The sequence below is a fragment of the Arthrobacter sp. TJ-238 genome (assembly GCF_058269215.1).
Map to the genome: position 1 here is coordinate 514,218 of NZ_JBZCNH010000004.1, position 18,003 is coordinate 532,220.

General features: G+C 68.1%; 19 protein-coding genes. 6 read left to right on the forward strand and 13 right to left on the reverse strand.

Annotation, left to right across the window (positions count from 1 at the left end):
- Positions 1 to 12: 12 nt before the first annotated feature.
- Complete coding sequence (locus tag AC4D2O_RS11395) at positions 13 to 636, reverse strand: prepilin peptidase (protein ID WP_490907432.1); 624 nt, start codon at positions 634 to 636, stop codon at positions 13 to 15.
- Entirely contained in the window at positions 637 to 2,319 is a 1,683-nt protein-coding gene (locus AC4D2O_RS11400) for a sensor histidine kinase (protein ID WP_490907435.1), read from the reverse strand.
- A gap of 196 nt (positions 2,320 to 2,515) precedes the next feature.
- Between AC4D2O_RS11400 and AC4D2O_RS11405 the strand changes: the two genes are divergently transcribed.
- Positions 2,516 to 3,307, forward strand: a complete 792-nt coding sequence (locus AC4D2O_RS11405) for a response regulator transcription factor (RefSeq protein WP_490907437.1) — start codon at positions 2,516 to 2,518, stop codon at positions 3,305 to 3,307.
- Between the two features lie 48 nt (positions 3,308 to 3,355).
- Here the strand turns inward: AC4D2O_RS11405 and AC4D2O_RS11410 are convergent, their stop codons facing one another.
- From AC4D2O_RS11410 to AC4D2O_RS11450, 9 genes are all read right to left on the reverse strand, one after another.
- Positions 3,356 to 3,733, reverse strand: a complete 378-nt coding sequence (locus AC4D2O_RS11410; protein WP_490907440.1) for an Hpt domain-containing protein — start codon at positions 3,731 to 3,733, stop codon at positions 3,356 to 3,358.
- A gap of 102 nt (positions 3,734 to 3,835) precedes the next feature.
- Positions 3,836 to 4,717 carry a type II secretion system F family protein gene (locus tag AC4D2O_RS11415; protein WP_490907441.1) on the reverse strand — a complete coding sequence of 294 codons (882 nt, stop codon included), beginning with the start codon at positions 4,715 to 4,717 and terminating at the stop codon, positions 3,836 to 3,838.
- A 10-nt stretch (positions 4,718 to 4,727) separates the two neighbouring features.
- Entirely contained in the window at positions 4,728 to 5,663 is a 936-nt protein-coding gene (locus AC4D2O_RS11420; protein WP_490907443.1) for a type II secretion system F family protein, read from the reverse strand.
- A 4-nt stretch (positions 5,664 to 5,667) separates the two neighbouring features.
- Positions 5,668 to 7,107 carry a TadA family conjugal transfer-associated ATPase gene (locus tag AC4D2O_RS11425; protein WP_490907445.1) on the reverse strand — a complete coding sequence of 480 codons (1,440 nt, stop codon included), beginning with the start codon at positions 7,105 to 7,107 and terminating at the stop codon, positions 5,668 to 5,670.
- Positions 7,104 to 8,300, reverse strand: coding sequence for a CpaE/TadZ family protein (locus AC4D2O_RS11430; protein ID WP_490907447.1), 1,197 nt, complete (start codon positions 8,298 to 8,300; stop codon positions 7,104 to 7,106). The genes AC4D2O_RS11425 and AC4D2O_RS11430 overlap by 4 nt, the downstream gene beginning before the upstream one ends.
- On the reverse strand, positions 8,297 to 9,061 hold the full coding sequence (gene cpaB, locus AC4D2O_RS11435) for a Flp pilus assembly protein CpaB (protein ID WP_490907449.1): 765 nt from the start codon (positions 9,059 to 9,061) through the stop codon (positions 8,297 to 8,299). The genes AC4D2O_RS11430 and cpaB overlap by 4 nt, the downstream gene beginning before the upstream one ends.
- A complete protein-coding gene (locus tag AC4D2O_RS11440) occupies positions 9,058 to 10,077 on the reverse strand; it encodes a pilus assembly protein TadG-related protein (protein ID WP_490907451.1) in 1,020 nt (339 codons plus the stop codon). The genes cpaB and AC4D2O_RS11440 overlap by 4 nt, the downstream gene beginning before the upstream one ends.
- Positions 10,074 to 10,469, reverse strand: coding sequence for a TadE family protein (locus AC4D2O_RS11445; protein WP_490907453.1), 396 nt, complete (start codon positions 10,467 to 10,469; stop codon positions 10,074 to 10,076). The genes AC4D2O_RS11440 and AC4D2O_RS11445 overlap by 4 nt, the downstream gene beginning before the upstream one ends.
- 82 nt (positions 10,470 to 10,551) lie before the next feature.
- Positions 10,552 to 10,827, reverse strand: a complete 276-nt coding sequence (locus AC4D2O_RS11450; protein WP_490907455.1) for a Flp family type IVb pilin — start codon at positions 10,825 to 10,827, stop codon at positions 10,552 to 10,554.
- A 506-nt stretch (positions 10,828 to 11,333) separates the two neighbouring features.
- On the opposite strand from AC4D2O_RS11450, the gene rplM reads away from it, so the two are divergent.
- From rplM to AC4D2O_RS11470, 4 genes are all read left to right on the forward strand, one after another.
- Complete coding sequence (gene rplM, locus AC4D2O_RS11455) at positions 11,334 to 11,777, forward strand: 50S ribosomal protein L13 (RefSeq protein WP_334210673.1); 444 nt, start codon at positions 11,334 to 11,336, stop codon at positions 11,775 to 11,777.
- 40 nt (positions 11,778 to 11,817) lie between these two features.
- Positions 11,818 to 12,315: a 30S ribosomal protein S9 gene (rpsI, locus tag AC4D2O_RS11460; RefSeq protein ID WP_490907459.1), complete on the forward strand. Its 498-nt coding sequence runs from the start codon at positions 11,818 to 11,820 to the stop codon at positions 12,313 to 12,315.
- A gap of 141 nt (positions 12,316 to 12,456) precedes the next feature.
- Positions 12,457 to 13,815, forward strand: a complete 1,359-nt coding sequence (gene glmM, locus AC4D2O_RS11465) for a phosphoglucosamine mutase (protein WP_490907461.1) — start codon at positions 12,457 to 12,459, stop codon at positions 13,813 to 13,815.
- A 59-nt stretch (positions 13,816 to 13,874) separates the two neighbouring features.
- Complete coding sequence (locus AC4D2O_RS11470; RefSeq protein WP_490907463.1) at positions 13,875 to 14,492, forward strand: DinB family protein; 618 nt, start codon at positions 13,875 to 13,877, stop codon at positions 14,490 to 14,492.
- Positions 14,493 to 14,531: 39 nt separating this feature from the next.
- Here AC4D2O_RS11470 and AC4D2O_RS11475 read toward each other — a convergent pair whose 3' ends face one another.
- Together AC4D2O_RS11475 and nirD are read right to left on the reverse strand one after the other, a co-directional pair.
- Entirely contained in the window at positions 14,532 to 14,711 is a 180-nt protein-coding gene (locus AC4D2O_RS11475) for a hypothetical protein (protein WP_490907464.1), read from the reverse strand.
- A gap of 18 nt (positions 14,712 to 14,729) precedes the next feature.
- Positions 14,730 to 15,092 (reverse strand): nitrite reductase small subunit NirD, encoded by a 363-nt coding sequence (gene nirD, locus AC4D2O_RS11480; protein WP_490907466.1) that lies wholly within the window; start codon positions 15,090 to 15,092, stop codon positions 14,730 to 14,732.
- A 230-nt stretch (positions 15,093 to 15,322) separates the two neighbouring features.
- On the opposite strand from nirD, the gene nirB reads away from it, so the two are divergent.
- Positions 15,323 to 18,001: a nitrite reductase large subunit NirB gene (gene nirB, locus AC4D2O_RS11485; RefSeq protein ID WP_490907468.1), complete on the forward strand. Its 2,679-nt coding sequence runs from the start codon at positions 15,323 to 15,325 to the stop codon at positions 17,999 to 18,001.
- Positions 18,002 to 18,003 lie beyond the last annotated feature (2 nt).

An 18,003-nucleotide genomic window follows, 5' to 3' on the forward strand; every position in this document is an offset into this window, starting at 1 on the left:
CGGGCAGGGGCGTCAGCCCAGCAGGACCAGGCTCGCGAAGGCGGCGAGCAGCATGCCGGGGCCGAACGGGAACGTCGAGCCGCGCGAGCCGCGGCGCAGCAGGAGGACCGCGGTGCCGGCCACGCCACCGAGCAGGAACCCGCCCAGTAGGGTCCCGAGCCACGCGGCGGCCCCTGCCCAACCGCCGATCAGGCCGAGCACGGCCGCGAGCTTCACATCGCCCATGCCCATGCCCGCGGGGGAGATCAGGGCCAGGAGGAAGTACACGGTGAACAGGGTCGCGCTGCCGCCCGCCGCACCGAGCAGCCCGGTCCAGTCGCCGGTGCCGAGCGCCACGACGAGCAGTACCGGAACGGTGACGGCGGTGAACCGCAGCAGCATGACGTTCGGCAGCAGCTTGGACTGCAGGTCGACGGCGCCCAGCACCACGCCGAACGCCGCGAGGACGGCCACGAGCGGGCCGTTCCAGGCTTCGTCGGCCACCGCACTCCCTGCGCCTGCCAGGAGGCCGGCGAGCACTGTGAGCGGCACGCGCCAGGACGGCGGCAGCACTGTGCGGGGATCCTTCTGCGGCAGGGAGAAGAGGGCGTAGGCGAGGGCCGCGGCGAGGACGCCGACCGCGAGGCTCAGGAGCATCTAGACGGACTCGCCGATCGAGTCCTGCGGTATGCGGCCCACCTCGCCGTTCACGGGCAGGGTCACCGTGAAGCGGCTGCCCTTGCCCGGCGCACTGACGCAGGAGATCGACCCGCCGTGGCTCTCGACGATGGACTTGGTGATCGCCAGCCCGAGACCGGCACCGTCGATGGCGGCGTGGCGGGCCGACGGCGTGCGGTAGAAGCGGGAGAAGACCTGCCGGGCTTCCTGTTCGGTCATGCCCATGCCCCTGTCCTCGACGTGCAGGGCGATCTCCGACTCCGACTCCTCCGCGCGGATGGTCACCACACCGCCGCCGGGGGAGTACTTGATGGCGTTGGAGAGCAGGTTGTCGAGCACCTGCGAGATCCGGAGGGGATCGATGAGCGTCCAGAGGGGATTCTGGGCGTCGGTCTTCAGCTTCACGCCGTTCTTCTGGGCCCGGAGCCTGTTGGACCGCACGCTCATCTCGATCAGCGCCGCAAGGTCCACGGGTCGCGGGTGCACCCGGACGCGGTCGCCGGCGGTCGAGAGGAGGTCGGCGACGAGGTGGAGCACGCGCTCGGCATTGCGGCCAGCGACGTCGATGTACCCGCTGAGGTGGCTCGGCAGCCGATGCTCGTCCTCGAGCACCAGTTCGAGGTACCCGAGCACCGAGGTCAGCGGGGCGTGGAACTCGTGGGAAATGTTCGAGATGAAGGTGTCCTTCGCGGAGACGGCCTCCACGAGTTCCGTGACGTCGCTGCAGGCGATCAGCGCGCCGGCGATCCTGCCATCGGCGTTCTTGATGGGCCGTGCGGCTGTCGAGAGGGCACGCTGCGCGTCGCCGTCGCCCACCCAGATGAGCTCGTCGGCGAAGGTCTCGCCCGTGAGGGCACGGTACACGGGCTGCCTGTCGACCGGCAGCGGCGTCACGCGGTCCGCGCCGAAGAACAGGCCGCCGTGGGCGTCGTCGTGGTCGGACAGCCGGTTGAACAGCTCCTGCTGGCGATTCGTCAGCGTGGTGTTGCCGTGGGCGTCGACGGCGGTCAGGCCGACGTCGACGGTGTTGAGGATCGCCGTGAGGACACGCTCGCGGTCGATGGCCGCACGCAGGAGTTCGTTGAGCTCGCGGTCCTTGCGCTCGATCTCGACCTCGCGCGCCCGTGCGCCGGCGTTCGTCACGCGGATGGTGACGGCGATGCACAGCATGACGATCGGCAGCAGCAGCAGGCCCAGGTAGGACCGCAGGTGGGCCGGATCGAAGGAACCGAGCACCGGCCATGACGTGACGAGCAGCGAACCGAGCACCGTGAGCGGCAGCGAGGCCCAGGGGGACAGCGAGGAGCGCATCAGCCACAGGACGGGGAAGACCACCAGGACGCCGAGGGCGGGCTGCGTCTCCATCGCGCCGGCACGGACCAGGGCGATCGCGACGAAGTCGAGGATCGGGACGACGAGCAGGCTCCCTCGCGGCAGTTCACGCCACGGGACGATGACCGAGAGCGCCAGGAGCACCAGGATCATCGAGAAGCCGAGGTCGAACGTGGGGTCGGTCGCCAGGCCGGGTCGAAGAAGGGGTGCCGTCACGCCGATGACGACGACGATCAGGGTCAGGGGGATCTGGCAGAGCACCACGGAGCGGCCGATGCTCACTTTCGAGGCGACCGCGCGCAGCCGCGCGGCACCGGCATCCCTAGGCACGCACTTTCCGGGGAAAGAGGAGGAACTGCATGATGAAGAACTTTCCGACGCTGAGACCTACGTACTCCTCCCATTATGTAGCCCGGCCCGCGTTTTGGAATGCAACCCGACGCGATTATCTGTCCGGGCAATGCACAATGGGAATCATGAGGAGTAGGAAAGATTGCAGTGCAGGTCAGAGGGGGGTCGGTGGCGAATGAGTGATCCGGGCGTGGCGGTGGTCATCGAGGACGACCCCGATGTGCGGAACCTCGTGGCAGCCGTCCTCAAGCAGTCGGGATTCGTCGTCCATGTGGCACCGGCAGGGAGGGCAGGCGTCGATCTGGTCCGGGCCCATGATGCGGCGGTGGTAACCGTCGATGTGGGGCTCCCCGACATCGACGGTTACGAGGTGCTGCGGCGTATCCGTGCATTCAGTACCTGCTATGTGGTGATGCTGACCTCGCGGGGCGACGAACTGGATACCCTCACTGCCCTGCAGTCGGGAGCCGACGACTACCTCACGAAGCCGTTCCGGCCGCGGGAACTGCGGGCGCGGATCGCCGCGATGCTGCGCCGTCCGCGTGTTGCCCCGAGCCAGGTGCCCGGGGTCCCCGTACCTGCTGCGGCAGTGACTCCGGCAGAGCCCGTTGCGCCCGCAGCGCCTGCTGCGCCGCCCGCCGTCGTCGAGCACAACGGCCTCGCCCTCAATGCGGCCGCCCGCACCGTCGTGCTGGATGGGCGTGACCTGCCGCTCACCAGGAGCGAGTTCGACCTGCTCAACGAGATGCTCAAGAGCAACGGTGCGGTGAGGACCAAGGCGGATCTGGTGCGCGTGGTCCGGGGTGACTACTACGACGAGGACACCTACATCAGCGACTCGGACGAGCGCGCCATCGAAGTGCACATCGGCAATCTGCGCCGGAAGCTGGACGAGGACCCGAAGAACCCGCGCTGGCTGCAGACGGTGCGCGGTGTCGGCTACAGGCTCACGTCCACCCGTTCCTGACGTCGAACAACTCCTGACGGCCTGTTTCGGCCTGTTCCGCCGGCAGCGTCAGGCGGTCGCCAGGTAGCGGGCCTCGATTTCGAGGATGGTGTCCAGTCCGCAGCGTTCGATGCCGGGCAGGGCCCTGAGGGCGGTGTCGAGGTCGGAGGCGGTCACGGCGGTCTCGAAGTCCGCGGCGAGGGCGGAGAGCCGTGAGGCTCCGATCATGGCGGAGGAGTTGCGGAGGCTGAGGGCGGCGTCGAGGGCTGCGGGGACGTCGCGGTTGCTGACGGAACTCTCGAGCCTGAGGAGGCGGTCCTCGAACCCGGTGATGTAGTCGCGTGCGAAGGCGCGGGCCGGTTGGGCGTCGTTCAGCTGCCGCTCGAGGTGGGACAGGACGGCCAGGTCCAGCAGCGGGAGACTCTTCGGGGCACTATTCGACGGCACTCCCTCAGGCTACGACCGGGATCTGACGGTTCGCCTTGAAGTCGGGCGATGCTGAGCGAGAAATGCGGAAGCGCTAATCCGGATGCGTATTCCGGTCCCCGCTCATTGGCCGGCGAACGTATCGATCACGTTGAGTACGGCAGGCCCGAGGATCACGATGAACAGCACGGGGAAAATGAACAACAGCAGGGGGAACAATACGGCGACGGGCAATTTCATCGCCTTTTCCTCGGCCCGCTGGCGGCGCTTCACACGCATCACTTTGGCTTGCGTCCGCAGGACCCCCGAAAGGGCGATGCCGTAGGCGTCGGCCTGGACGATGGCCTTCACGAAACTGCGCAGCTCCGGGATGGTGCTCCGCTCGGCCATAGCGAGATACGCCTCGCGCCTGCTGCGGCCCACCTGCATGTCCTGCAGGGTCCGCACGAGCTCCTCGGCGAGCGGACCCTTGCCGGTCTCACCCGCACGCTGCATCGCACTTTCGAACCCGAGGCCGGCCTCGACGGAGATCAGCATCTGGTCGAGGGTGTTCGCGAGTTCCAGTGCCATGGCGTTCTGTCGTTCCTGGCCCTTGCTGTAGAGCAGGAGGTCCGGCACGAAGTACCCCAGCACCGTGATGAAGATGGACACCAGCACGAAGAGCCTGCTCGGATTGGCCTGCAGTACGAGCAGGCCGGCCAGGCCACCGGCGAGGCCCAGAAGAGGCTTGGCGGTGAGCACCTTCGCGAGGGGCATGGATACTGGGCGTCCGGCGAGGCTCAGCAGGCGATCGAGCTTCGCGATGTAGGTGTCCGGGGTGAGCCGACGACCGAGCTGCAGCAGGGGGTTCCGGCGCTCTATGGCGGCAGCGGTCAGCCCCGTGCCCTGGCTCAGGTTGTGCTGCACCGTCCGTCGCACCTTCGTGTCCGAGGTGAGGAGGGACCAGGTGAAGTAGCCGATTGGAGCGGTGGTCAGGAGCAGTGAGGCGAGCAGGATCGGGTCCACGGTGTCCTCCTCAGAATTTCAGGTCGATGATCTTGCGGAGCCACAGCCCGCCGATGGTCATCATGACGGCAGCGCCGCCGAGCATGACCCAGCCGAGCGGCTTGGTGAAGAGCGGATCCACGTACCCGGGGCTGATGACGGTCAGGATGAGCGCGATGCCGAAAGGCAGGGCCGCGAGGATGTAGGCGGAGAACTTGCCCTCCGCTGCGAGGGCCTTGATGTGGCCCTTGATCTCGCTGCGCTCGCGGATGGTGTGGCCCACCTGGTCGAGCACGTCGGCGAGATCGCCACCGACCTCCCGGTTGATCTGGATGGCCTGGGCGATCCAGGCGAAGTCCTCGTTCTGCATGCGCTCCGAGGTGTCCATGAGTGAAGCGAGAAGGTCCTTGCCGAGGCTCGTCTCGGCGACGATCCTGCGCATCTCCTCGGACGTCGGGCTGTCGGCCTCGGTCGCGGCGGCGTCGATGGCCCGCAGGATGCTGTGGCCCGCCCGCAGGCCGCCGGTGAGCAGCTGCAGGGTGTCGCCGAGCTGCGCGTCGAAACGGCGGCGCCTTCGTCCGGTGAGGAAGGAGACCACCAGGTGTGCGACGGCGGGGGAGAGCAGAAGCAGGAGGACACCGATGACGGGTGCGAGCAGGGCCCAGCCGAGCAGGAGACCGGTGACACCCGCGAGGATGACGAGCAGGTAGACCTCGGCCTGGCTCAGCTTCACACCTGCGGTCTCCAGGACCTGCTGGTTCAGGAAGCGCATCGGACGGCGCTGCAGGTAGCGGTCCATCGCCCGCCCGACTGCTCCCGCGAAGCGCGAGAGCTGCGAGTCCTGCTGGTCCACCGGCGGTCGGCGACGATCGAGCGGCACGGGTGACTGGAGTGGCCTCAGTGCAATGAGTGCGAGCACGATGGCGCCGATGACGAGCGCGAGCCCGGCAAGGAGGAGGACGGTCATGCGGCTATCGCCCGCGCGGGGGGACGGACCCGAAAACGGCGGGGGAAACGGTGATGCCCATGTCCTCGAACCGCTCCATGAAGCGGGGACGGATGCCCGTGGGAACGGGTTTGCCGAGGAAACGGCCCCTGTTGTCCATGCCCGCGGAATAGTCGAAGACGAAGGCGTCCTGCAGCGTGACGACATCGCCCTCCATGCCCTGGACCTCGGTGACATGCGTGATGCGGCGGCTTCCGTCCCGGAGCCGCGAGATCTGGACCACGAGGTTGACGGCCGACGCCAGCTGCTCGCGGATGGCGCGCAGGGGCAGGTCCATACCGGCCATGAGCACGAGGGTCTCGAGGCGGGCGACGGCGTCGCGCGGCGAGTTGGCGTGAACGGTGGAGAGTGAACCATCGTGCCCGGTGTTCATGGCCTGCAGCATGTCGAGCGATTCGCCGCCGCGCACCTCGCCGATGACGATGCGGTCCGGCCGCATGCGCAGGGAGTTGCGGACGAGGTCGCGGATGGTCACAGCACCCTTGCCCTCGGTGTTCGGGGGGCGGCTCTCGAGGCGGACGACGTGCTGCTGCTGGATCTGGAGCTCGACGGCGTCCTCGATGGTGACGATGCGTTCGTCGTCGGGCAGGAAGGACGAGAGCACGTTGAGCAGCGTGGTCTTCCCGGTACCGGTTCCGCCCGAGACGATGATGTTGAGCTTCGCCTTGACGCACGCGTCCAGCAGTTCGGCCATCTCCGGCGTCAGGGTCCCGAAGTCGATGAGGTTCTGGACGGTGAGGGGTACCTTGCTGAACTTTCGGATGGTCAGGGAGGAGCCATTGACGGCCAGCGGTGGGATGACGGCATTCACGCGCGAACCGTCCTCGAGCCGGGCGTCGACGAAAGGCGACGACTCGTCGATGCGCCGGCCCACCTTGGAGACGATGCGCTCGATGACGCGCCGCAGGTGCTCCTCGGAACTGAATCGCGATTCGCTTAGCGTCAGGCGGCCCTTCTGCTCCACGTAGATCTGGTCCATGCGATTGACCATGATCTCGGTGATCGTCGCGTCGTCGAGGAGACGCTGCAGCGGACCGAGGCCGAGGACGTCGTCGGCCACATCCTGGATGAGGCGGCGCCGTTCGTCCGGACTCAGCGGCACCTGTTCGGCGTCGATGATCTGGCTCAGCTCCTCGCGGGCCACTGCCTTGAGGTCGTCTTCGCTGATCGAGGTGTCGCTCGCGCGGACGCCCATGCGCTCGAAGAGGGCCGACGCGGCGCGCTGCTTGAGGCCCGCGAAGACATCCAGCCTGCCGGCGCCGGGCTTGATGGGGGCTTCTCGTACGACGGCGGGAGCCAGCGTCGGCGGGCGGCTCTCCTCGGGCGTCGCTACCGGAGTGGCGGGCTCGACGCCGGGGGCGGCGGAGGGCAGGGCCGCCGCCTGAATACGTGCGGACAACTTCATCGGACGACGACCCGGCGGTGGGTCTTCCGCTGCGTTGCGGCGCGCCATGCATGGTCGAAGCGCTTGACGAGCTCGTTGAGGCTCGTCGTCGCGGGGTCTCGGACCTTGTCCTGCAGGAGTGGGACCCCGCGGTTCGTCGCCAGCGTGATGGCGCGGGACCGGGGGATCGACACGTCGACGGGAGCGGCGAGGGTCGCCTCGATGTCCTGGACGGAGAGCCCGGTCTTCGTGTCCGCGAAGTTGAGGACCACATGGCGTGTCTCGGGGAGGAGGTTGAGTTTGTTCAGGACGTCGAGTCCGGAGCGCAGGCCGCGGACGCTGGGCACATCCATGCCCGTGACCCAGACGGCGTCGGTGCACTGTTCCAGGGCGGCGAGGCTGGGTTCGGTGAGACCGGGCCCGGTGTCGACGACGACGTAGCGGAACTCGAGCGCGAGCTGCTGGATGAGGCGTGTGATCTGCTCGGAGGAGATGCGGTCGGCGTCGGCTGGGTTCCGCGGGCCGCAGAGGGCGTAGATGCCTGACGGGTGTGCCGTGAGGAACGCCTTGAGGACCATCAAGTCCTGTGTCGCGGCGCCCGAGACGGCGTCGAGCACCGAGTACTCGGGGTTGAGGTACAGCCCTGTGGCGACGTCACCGAACTGCAGATCCAGATCCACGATGACGACGCTCATCGGAGCGATGCGACCCAGCCCGACCGCGAGGTTGGTGGCAATGGTCGTCTTGCCGACTCCGCCTTTCGGCGAGAAGACGCCGATCACCAAGCCGCTCTGCTGCTCGCGGGGAGTCTGGGACTCCGTGCGGCGGCGGGTCGCGAACGCCTGGCAGGCGCGCTCGAGTTGCGTGCGGATGCTGGGCACGTCGGCCAGAGGGCTGAGGATGTCGCGCACGCCGGCCCGCATGGCCTGGAGGGCGATGTCAGGGTGGTCGTCGTGGACGAGCACCACGCTGATCTCGGGGAACGTCACGTCCACGATGATGGCGAGCCGGAGCGCGTCCTCGATGGCGACGCCGGGACCGAAGACCAGGACTTCCGGCCGCTCGAGGGCGAGCTGGTCGAGCACGGCATCCGTATCACCGTCCAGGACACTGGAGGGCAGGCTCTTGACGTGGCCCTGCAGTCCGCCGGCGATGGCGAGCCGCATCTTCTGTTCGAAGTCGGAGCTCGGGGTGATCAGGACGAATCTGCTCATCGGTAGAGCTCCTTGTTCTCGACGACCGGGGAGTCGCCCTCGACGGTCGCTTCTGTTTCCTTGCTCAGCCAGAGGGTGGCGTTCTGGTTGGCGTGCACGAGCCGCGTGGCCTGCGCGGTGTCGACCGCCACGGTGAGCATCAGGGATCCACTCGGGAGGGCCTCGGCCTCCGCGCGTGCCTGGGCCTCGGGGTCGGCTGCGGGATCGGCGGCGACGGCGGTGGGGGCGCGTTGGACCGACGTCACGAGGACCTTGTGAAGGGCGAGCTTCGTCGTGGGGACATCCGGATCCTCCTCGAGGCCCCCGCTCTCCAGGGAGATGAAGATCCCGACGGTGTCGCCCGGTGCGACCTTCCCACCCACAGCGCGGTCGGGTTCGATCGTGAACGACACCTCCTGCAGGCCCTCGGGCACCTCGACGCTCCCGGTGAGCGAGGCATCGTCCGGGTCCACGAGCCGCTCCGTGAGCAACTGCTCGCCAGGCACGAGCTCCACGGCGGTAACTTTTCCGGCCGCCGCCTCGAGGTCCTTGAGTGCGGTGGCTCCGACGGTGGTGGCCGGCAGTTGCTGCGTGGTGAGGAAGGGCATGAGCTCCTCCGTCGGCGTACCGGCTGGGACAGCGGTCGCGACGACGAGGACGTCGACAGGGTCGAGACCCTCGACGGCGCGTGCTTCGGCGCCCTGCGCGTAGCCGTAGAGCATCATCGCCCCGATGAGGGCGAGCACGACGGCGGCGACGCCGGCCAGGAGACGGGATTTCATGGTGCTGCTTCCTCAAGAGTGAGACGCACGACGGGGGTCATGTCCGGGTTGGCGGGGCCGAGGGTGTAGGCGCTATCCAGCGACACCATCTTGACGAACTTGCCGATGATGCCGATGCACTGGTTGTCGGTGCAGGTGTACCCGGGGTAGTAGTTGTTGCGGAAGGCCTCGATCGATGACGGGTTGCCCGTTTGCTTCAGCTTCCAGCCGTACACCTCGAAAGCTGCGAACCCTTTGAGTGAGTAGATTGCGTTGTCGCCGCTGTCCGTCACTGTCCTGTAGATCGGGAACAAGCCAATCGGAGGTTTCCCAGCCACAATCTCTGCCTTCCAAGAGGTCAGGAGATCGACACAGGCCACGGGGACCCCCTTATTGCCGCTGTTACTGCCGGCGGCGCTCTGGCTGATGCTGATGAGGGCTGCGCACTCGTTCGGCGAGGAGTCGAGGTTGCCGAAGCCACCAGGGGGACCGCCTGCACAACTTGGGGTGCTGTTGCTCTTCTTCCTGAATTCGACGAGCTGCATGCCCGGCCCATCCCGTAGCTCGCACTCGGAGAAAACGACGGGATAGGGGGCCGGGCCGCTGACAGGGCTGCCCCAGGCCGCGGTGGCCTTCGCGGTCACTTCGCTGGAGCTGATGCCCAGGACGTTGGCGAAGAGGAGGGACATGCGGTTGGGGGCCTGGCCGTCCTGGAGCGCGCCGGTGGTGACGGTGACCTTCCGTGTTGTTTTGTTGACGACGACGTTCTTCACGTTGCTCTTCGCATCCAGGGCGTTGCTGTTGGCGAGGCTCCCTGCAATCGGGGCAGTGGGTGCGCATTCACTGTCTGCAGGATCGAGGGCGCAGGTCCGGGCGATGGCGAAGGCTCCGGCGTCGGCACCGTTCTGCAGTTGGGCCTTCTCCGACACCAGCATGCCGACGTCGATCGCGAGTGCGGCGAAGCCGAGGAGCACGACCATGAGGAGGGCGACGAGGACGCTGACAGCGCCCCGCTCGTCGGGGCGCTTCTGCTTCATCCCCCGCACAGCATGACCCCTTTGCCCGTCATGGTGAACGGTCCAGCAATGCCCGTGAGGCTGCTTAGTTGGTATGCGACGGTTATCTCGACCTGACGGCCTGAGGCGCAACTCGTTCTTGGAATGCCCTCTTCGGTAAACTGGTAGGTTATGACCGGATTCGTGGGAGTGATATGAAGGCTACTTGCGGAGCTTCTAGCTGCGCTGGTCGCGTTGCCTTGGACATTTGAGATGGCCATCACCCTCACGCCCTCCCGAGCTGCGTTGGTCAACGTGACCTGCGTGTTGTAGGCACGCCCGAACTCCATAATGCCGAGAAGGAGGAGAAGAAGGACGGGCAGGACAAGGGCCATCTCAACGGCGGCCGCGCCTCGCTCGCCCGATTTTCTCATCGCATGCCTTTCGCGGGTGAAGCCAAGGTCCGTGATGGCCCGACGCGCGATCGGGCCACCATCGACGGACAGGGGAGTGAACTTACGCGGCAGCGCAGCTCGCGTCGACCGCAGCAGTGCCAGCGCCGCCGCCAGTACCAGCTACGGCCGGGCTGCCAGCGGAGAAGGTGCCGCCTGTAATTGCACAGGATGCCTTGACGAAGGACGTCTTGAGTCCGCCGCCAAGCAGCGTGACCGCGGCGATGATGACGACGGCGATGAGCGCGACCATGATGCCGTACTCGACGGCGGTGGCGCCGTCTTCCTTGCGGACCAGGCGGGGGAGGATGTGCATGCGGGTGTTCGAGACGAGGAACATGATGAGACTCCTGAGGGGGGACGGTGCGGCTGGCCCAGCGCCAGCACTGCCAGAAAAGTAGCGACAGAACCCCGTCGCACACCGGATCTGCCCCGATCCTGAGTGAATGCTCGCAATGCTGCACCGCTCCTGAGCAGAACCTGCGCTCGCACTGCCGTACGCCGTCGTGCCGGCGGCCGCAGCCGCCCACGCTCCGACCGGCGCCGTCGGGCTTGGACCTCGATCCGGCCGGGTGGACCGGTAGGCCGGCTCATTTTGACCCATGGCAGCGCGGCACGCTATTCTTGGAAGTCGTTGTGCGTATCCCTTCTCGATACGTCTGCGCCTCACGGAGCGGTTCAGTTGCAGAACCACCTGGCCCGGAGGCGGAGCCGAGATTCACGGGATGACTGGTCGTATTTCAGCCCTCACCTGAAGTTCCGGTAGCGCATGAATAAGCTGAGCCCGCGGGCACGGAGATCTCCGTGGATGCGGGCGACACCGAAATAGAAACGAAGGCCATAACCGTGCGTACGTACACCCCGAAGCCAGGCGACATCAACCGCCAGTGGCACGTAATCGATGCAACCGACGTCGTCCTCGGCCGTCTTGCCAGCCAGACCGCAATCCTGCTCCGCGGTAAGCACAAGCCGACCTTCGCTCCCCACATGGACATGGGCGATTTCGTCATCATCATCAACGCCGAGAAGGTAGCCCTCACCGGCTCCAAGCTCGAGCAGAAGCGCGCCTACCGCCACTCGGGCTACCCGGGCGGCCTGAAGTCGACCAGCTATGTGGAACTCCTGGACAAGAACCCGGAGCGCGCAGTCGAGAAGGCGATCCGCGGCATGCTTCCCAAGAACTCGCTCGCCGCCCAGCAGATCGGCAAGCTGAAGGTCTACCGCGGCGCCGAGCACCCCCACGCCGCGCAGCAGCCCCAGACGTTCGAAATCACCCAGGTCGCCCAGTAGTCCTGGCCACCAGTACTAAGAAATCACTTCAAGGAGAACCGTGGCTCAGAACACTGAAGAGCTGAATGAACCGACTGAGGAGCTCACGAGCTACACCTCAGAGTCCACCGAAGGTGGCGAGACCGCCGTCAAGGAGCGTCCCGCGCTGACCGTCGGCGGCGGAGCCGTAGGACGCCGCAAGGAAGCTGTCGCCCGCGTGCGCCTCGTCCCCGGCACCGGCAAGTGGATCGTCAACGGGCGCGAGCTCGCCGACTACTTCCCGAACAAGCTGCACCAGCAGGAAGTCAACGACCCCTTCAAGCTCCTCGAGCTCGACGGCGCCTACGACGTCATTGCCCGCATCCACGGTGGTGGACCCTCCGGCCAGGCCGGTGCCCTCCGCCTCGGTGTGGCGCGCACGCTGAACGAGATCGACCGCGAGAACAACCGCCCCGCCCTCAAGAAGGCAGGCTTCCTGACCCGTGACGCCCGCGTCATCGAGCGCAAGAAGGCCGGTCTCAAGAAGGCACGCAAGGCGCCTCAGTACTCCAAGCGCTAGGTCCTGCCTACCCCGGGACCCAGATCTTTTCGGGGCAGGACAAATTTCAATGCCCGTCCGGGCTTCCGGACGGGCATTGTGCTTTAACCTCATGAGTACCACCAGTAGCAGTTTTCTGTTCTTTACCTAGGATGATCAACGATGAGCAAGTTATTCGGCACCGACGGCGTGCGCGGCCTGGCCAACGGCCTGATCACGGCCGAACTGTCCCTGCAGCTGGCCCAGGCGGCCGCTGTCGTCCTCGGTCATAACGCCGTCGAGGGCGGACGCCGCCCCACCGCGGTGATCGCCCGCGACCCCCGTATCAGCGGCGAGTTCATCGCAGCTGCCGTCGAGGCCGGTCTGGCGAGTTCCGGTGTGGACGTGTACGACGCCGGTGTGCTGCCCACGCCTGCTGCTGCCTTCCTCGTGGCCGACCTCGACGCCGACTTCGGCGTCATGATCTCCGCCTCCCACAACGCGGCGCCTGACAACGGCATCAAGTTCCTCGCCCGCGGCGGCAACAAACTCAGCGACGCCCTCGAGGACGCCATCGAGGCCGAGATGGCCAACCCCGTGCGCCGTCCGGTGGCCGGCGACGTGGGACGTATCCAGCGCTTCGCCGACGCCGAGGACCGCTACGTGGTCCACCTGCTCCAGACCCTGCCGAACCGGCTCGATGGGCTGAAGGTCGTCATCGACTGTGCCCACGGAGCCGCCAGCGGCTGCTCGCCCGAGGTCTTCCGGAACGCCGGTGCGGACATCGTGGTCATCGGCGCCACTCCCGACGGCGTCAACATCAACGACGGCTACGGCTCCACGCACCTCGAGAAGCTGCAGGCGGCCGTCGTCGAGCACGGTGCCGATCTCGGCATCGCACACGACGGCGACGCCGATCGCTGCCTCGCCGTGGACCACGAGGGCACCGTGGTGGACGGAGACCAGATCATGGCCGTCATGGCGCTTGCCATGAGGGACGCCGGGAAGCTCAGGGAGGACACGCTCGTGGCCACCGTGATGAGCAACCTCGGACTGAAGCTCGCCCTGCGTGACGCCGGCATCACCATCAAGGAGACCGCAGTGGGCGACCGCTACGTCCTCGAGGGGATGCGCGACGGCGACTACAGTCTCGGCGGCGAGCAGTCCGGCCACGTGATCTTCGCCGACCACGCCACCACGGGTGACGGCGTGCTCACCGGCCTGCAGCTCGCGGCACGCATCACCGGCACCGGCCAGAGCCTCAAGGAACTGGCGGCGGTCATGACCAGGCTCCCGCAGGTGCTCATCAACGTGCGGGGCGTCGACCGCACGGCGGCGAACTCCGACGAGGGGGTGCAGGCTGCCGTGCGCGGGGCCGAGGCACTGCTCGGCGAGACCGGCCGTGTGCTGCTGCGTCCGTCCGGTACCGAGCCCGTGGTGCGGGTGATGGTCGAGGCGACCGACATCGCGACCGCCCAGCGCATCGCCGAGGAGCTCGCCGCCACCGTAGAGGACCGGCTGTCCCTCGAGCCCGCCGTCTGACGGACCGGCCGTCGGAGGGTCTCCTTCCGTCGCCCGCCCTGCCCGGCTACAGTGCCCGCGTGGACACCAGCACTACCGACGACGATCAGGAGCAGCAGAAGGCAACCCTTCTCCTGGTCCTGCAACGACGACGCGCCGAGCTCGCCGGCAAGCTCGACGGGCTGGGTGAGTACGACCTCCGCCGGCCCCTGGTGCCCTCGGGCACCAATCTGCTCGGGCTCGTCAAGCATGTGGCGTCGGTGCAGCTCGAGTACTTCGGCGAGGTCTTCGGGCGTCCGAGTGAGCGGTCGTTCCCCTGGATGAGCGAGGACGCCGAGGCCGAGGCGGACATGTGGGCGACGCCCGGTGAGTCGCGCGACGCCATCCTCGCCTTCCACGCCTTCTCGGCCGCCCACAGCGATGCCACCATCGAGGCGCTGCCGCTCGACGCACGGGGCACCGTCCCGTGGTGGCCCGAGGAGCGGCGCGAGGTCACCCTCCACACGGTTCTCGTCCACGTGGTCTCCGAGATCGCCCAGCACGCCGGGCACGCCGACATCCTGCGCGAACTCATCGACGGATCGATCGGCCGCGGGCCGGGCGACCCCAACCTCGGGGACCTCGGCGCCGAGGAGCGGGCGCGGTATGCGAGCCGTGTCGAAGCCGCCGCACGAGCCGCGGCGGACATGCCAGGCTGAAGCGCTCCAGGGGCGCGTAACCTGGCCGGCGGGCCGCCGTCAGTCCACGCGGGCGGTGCCGCTGCGGACGCACGACGAGGCCTGTGCCCGGCACGGTCTGTCGCAGCCCGCGCGCACGGCGTCGATCTCCCGTCGACCCCGGGCGTTGTGGGTGCCATGGGAGCCCGCGATCAGGACGGGTGGGCCGTCGGGTGCCCGGCTCGCGGTCATGCCGGCCATCGAAGCACCCTCCACCGCTCAGGCGGCCGCGTCGACCTCGACGACGCCGTCCACGCATCGCACCGGATAGGTGCGGAGGCCCTTCCCTCCTGAAAGGCAAGCCCCGCTCACCAGGTCGTAGACCTCCTTGTGGAGGGGCGAGGCGATGGTGGGTGCCGTCCCCCGCGACCCGACGATCCCCCTTGCCATGACGGCTGCCCGGGTGCGCGGATCGATGTTTCCGACAGCGTGCACCTGGTCGCCGGGCAGCCGGAACAGGGCGATCTGCTCCTGGCCCATCAGGGCCGCCTCACCCCAGCACTCCTCGAGGTCGTCGAGGCGGCAGACGGCGACCCATGAGGTGTCCGAGGGGGCAGGACGCTGCAGGATGAGCTCGGTCATTGCGTTCTCCTCAATGGCGGATGCGTTCCTGCAACGCTAGGCCGCCGAGGTGTCATCGACGTCCCGGCGCTGTTGCGCCGCGGTAACGTCCGCCTCACGGTGGAGGTCCCGGCCCGTGAGCCCGAAGTTAACCTTGCGACACATCGGCGACACACGCGGGAAATTGCCTGTTCGTACCGTGGAGGAAGAGAGAGCAGCGGGAGCGCCCCGGTCCGGACGGAAGGCACCACATGAGCGAGACCCGATCACCCCGGCACGCCGAGGCGGGTGCCGCGCCACGCGAACGGCGCGTCGTCGTCGTGGGCGGTGGGCCCGCCGCCCACCGGTTCGTCGAGGCGCTGTGGCGGCGCGGCACCGACGGACTGCATATCACCGTCCTGGCCGAGGAGGCCCACGCACCGTACGATCGCGTGGCGCTGAGCAGCGCCCTGACCGGTGACGTGGACCTCGGACTCGGGGAGCCGCTCATGTGGCAGGAGCCGGCGATCCGGCTCGTGACGGGGGAACGAGCGGTCCGCCTCGACCTCGCGGCACGGTGCGTCGAAGGCGCGTCAGGGGAAAAGTACACCTACGACGACGTCGTGCTGGCGACGGGGTCGGACGCCGTGCGCCTGCCCCTGCCGGGTGGGAAGCATGCCGCTGTCTACCGGACGCTCGCCGACGTGCAGTGGCTGCGCTCCGAGACGGCCCGACTCGCGGTGAGGCTCGGCAGGGAGCCCCGCGCCGTCGTCATCGGCGGCGGCCTCCTCGGCCTCGAGGCCGCCGGCGGGCTCCAGCAGCTCGGTGCCGCGTCCACCGTGGTGAACCGTGCCGGCTGGCTCATGAACGCGCAGCTCGACCAGGGCGGCGGCCAGGCGCTCGGACGGCTCATCAGCGCCAAGGGACTGGGGATCCACTGCGGAGGAGCGCCCGTCGCCATCAACACGGACGACGACGGCTGTGTCACGGGTGTGGCACTGAGCGACGGGGCCGTCCTCCCGGCCGACCTCGTGGTCTTCGCCGTCGGCATCCGGCCGCGGGACGAGCTCGCCCGGGCCGCAGGGCTCGAGGTGGCACCCCGCGGCGGAGTGGTGATCAGCGCGGCATGCGAGACGGCGATGCCCGGTGTGTGGGCGATCGGGGAGGTGGCGAGCTACGAGGGCGTCAGCATGGGCCTGGTGGCTCCGGCGAACGCCATGGCGGAGGTCTGCGCGGACGGCATCCTCGGAGGGCTCTCCACCTTTCCCGGGTTCGATACCGCCACGAAGCTCAAGCTCTCGGGCGTCGAGGTCGCGAGCTTCGGGGACGCGCTCGCGGAGACGGACGGCAGCCTCGAGATCGTCTACGCCGACCCTGCCAGGGGGCTGTATCAGAAGCTGGTGGTCACCGACGACGCCAGGACGCTCCTCGGCGGTATCTTCGTGGGCGACGCCGCACCGTACTCCGCGCTGCGGCCACTGCTGGGACGCGAACTGCCCGCTGAACCCGGCGCCTACCTCGCCTCCGCCGCGGGAGGCGATGCCCCGCCGTCCGACCTGCCCGACGACGTCATCCTCTGCTCCTGCAACAACGTGACCGCAGGCGCCTGCCGGTCCGCGGTCCATGGCCTCGGCCCGGACGGGTCCGCCGTCGAGCCCGCGCTCGACATGCTGTCCCTCAAGGCGTGCTCGCGCGCCGGGACGCAGTGCGGCTCCTGCGTCCCGATGCTCAAGAAGCTGCTCGACAGCGAACTCGCGAAGGCCGGACGCACAGTCCCGAAGGGGATCTGCGAGCACTTCGCGATGTCGCGGCCCGAACTGTTCGAAGCCATCCAGGCCCTCGACCTCGCGTCCTTCCAGGAGGTGCTCCGCCGCTTCGGGGCGTCCGAGGAGGCGAAGGCCGGCTACGGCTGCGACATCTGCAAGCCGGCCATCGGCTCCATCCTCGCCACCCAGCGCGGGGAGTACGTGCTCGACGGCGGGCGGGGGACCCTGCAGGACACCAACGACCGTGCGCTCGCGAACATGCAGCGCAACGGCACCTACTCCGTGGTGCCCCGCATCCCCGGCGGCGAGATCACGCCGCAGAAACTCGCGGTCATCGCGCAGGTCGCCGAGCAGTTCGGTCTGTACGTGAAGCTGACCGGCGCACTGCGGATCGACCTCTTCGGGGCCCGGCTGGAGCAGCTGCCGGAGATCTGGAAGATCCTCGTAGAGGCCGGGTTCGAGTCCGGCCAGGCCTACGGCAAGGCGCTGCGGAACGTGAAGTCGTGCGTGGGTTCGACGTGGTGCCGGTTCGGCGTGCAGGACTCCGTGGCGATGGCGATCGACCTGGAGTTGCGGTATCGCGGGCTGCGGGCCCCGCACAAGTTCAAGATGGGCGTGTCGGGCTGTGCCCGCGAGTGCGCGGAGGCCCGGAGCAAGGACGTCGGCGTGATCGCCACCGACCAGGGCTGGAACCTCTACGTCGGAGGGAACGGCGGCTTCCAGCCCGCTCATGCCCAGCTCCTCGCCCAGGACCTCGACGGTGAGACCCTCATCCGGTACATCGACCGCTACCTCATGTACTACATCCGCACCGCCGACCGGATGCAGCGGACCGCGCGCTGGATGGAAGACCTCGACGGGGGCCTCGACCACGTGCGCGACGTCGTCGTCGGCGACTCGCTCGGGATAGCCGCGGACCTCGAGGCCGCGATGGCCCGCCACGTCGAGCATTACGAGGACGAGTGGGCTGCCACCCTGAAGGACCCGGACAGGCTCCGCCGCTTCCGGTCCTTCGTGAACGCCCCGGATGCCGCCGACCAGTCGATCGTCCTCGTCGAGGAGCGCGGCCAGCGCCGACCTGCGACACAGGAGGAGATCGACGCCGGAGCCGCACGCGTCGGTCTGGGAGCAGTGATCCCCGTCCGCGTCCCGACGGGACCGGCAACAGGAAACCTGGAGGGCTGAGC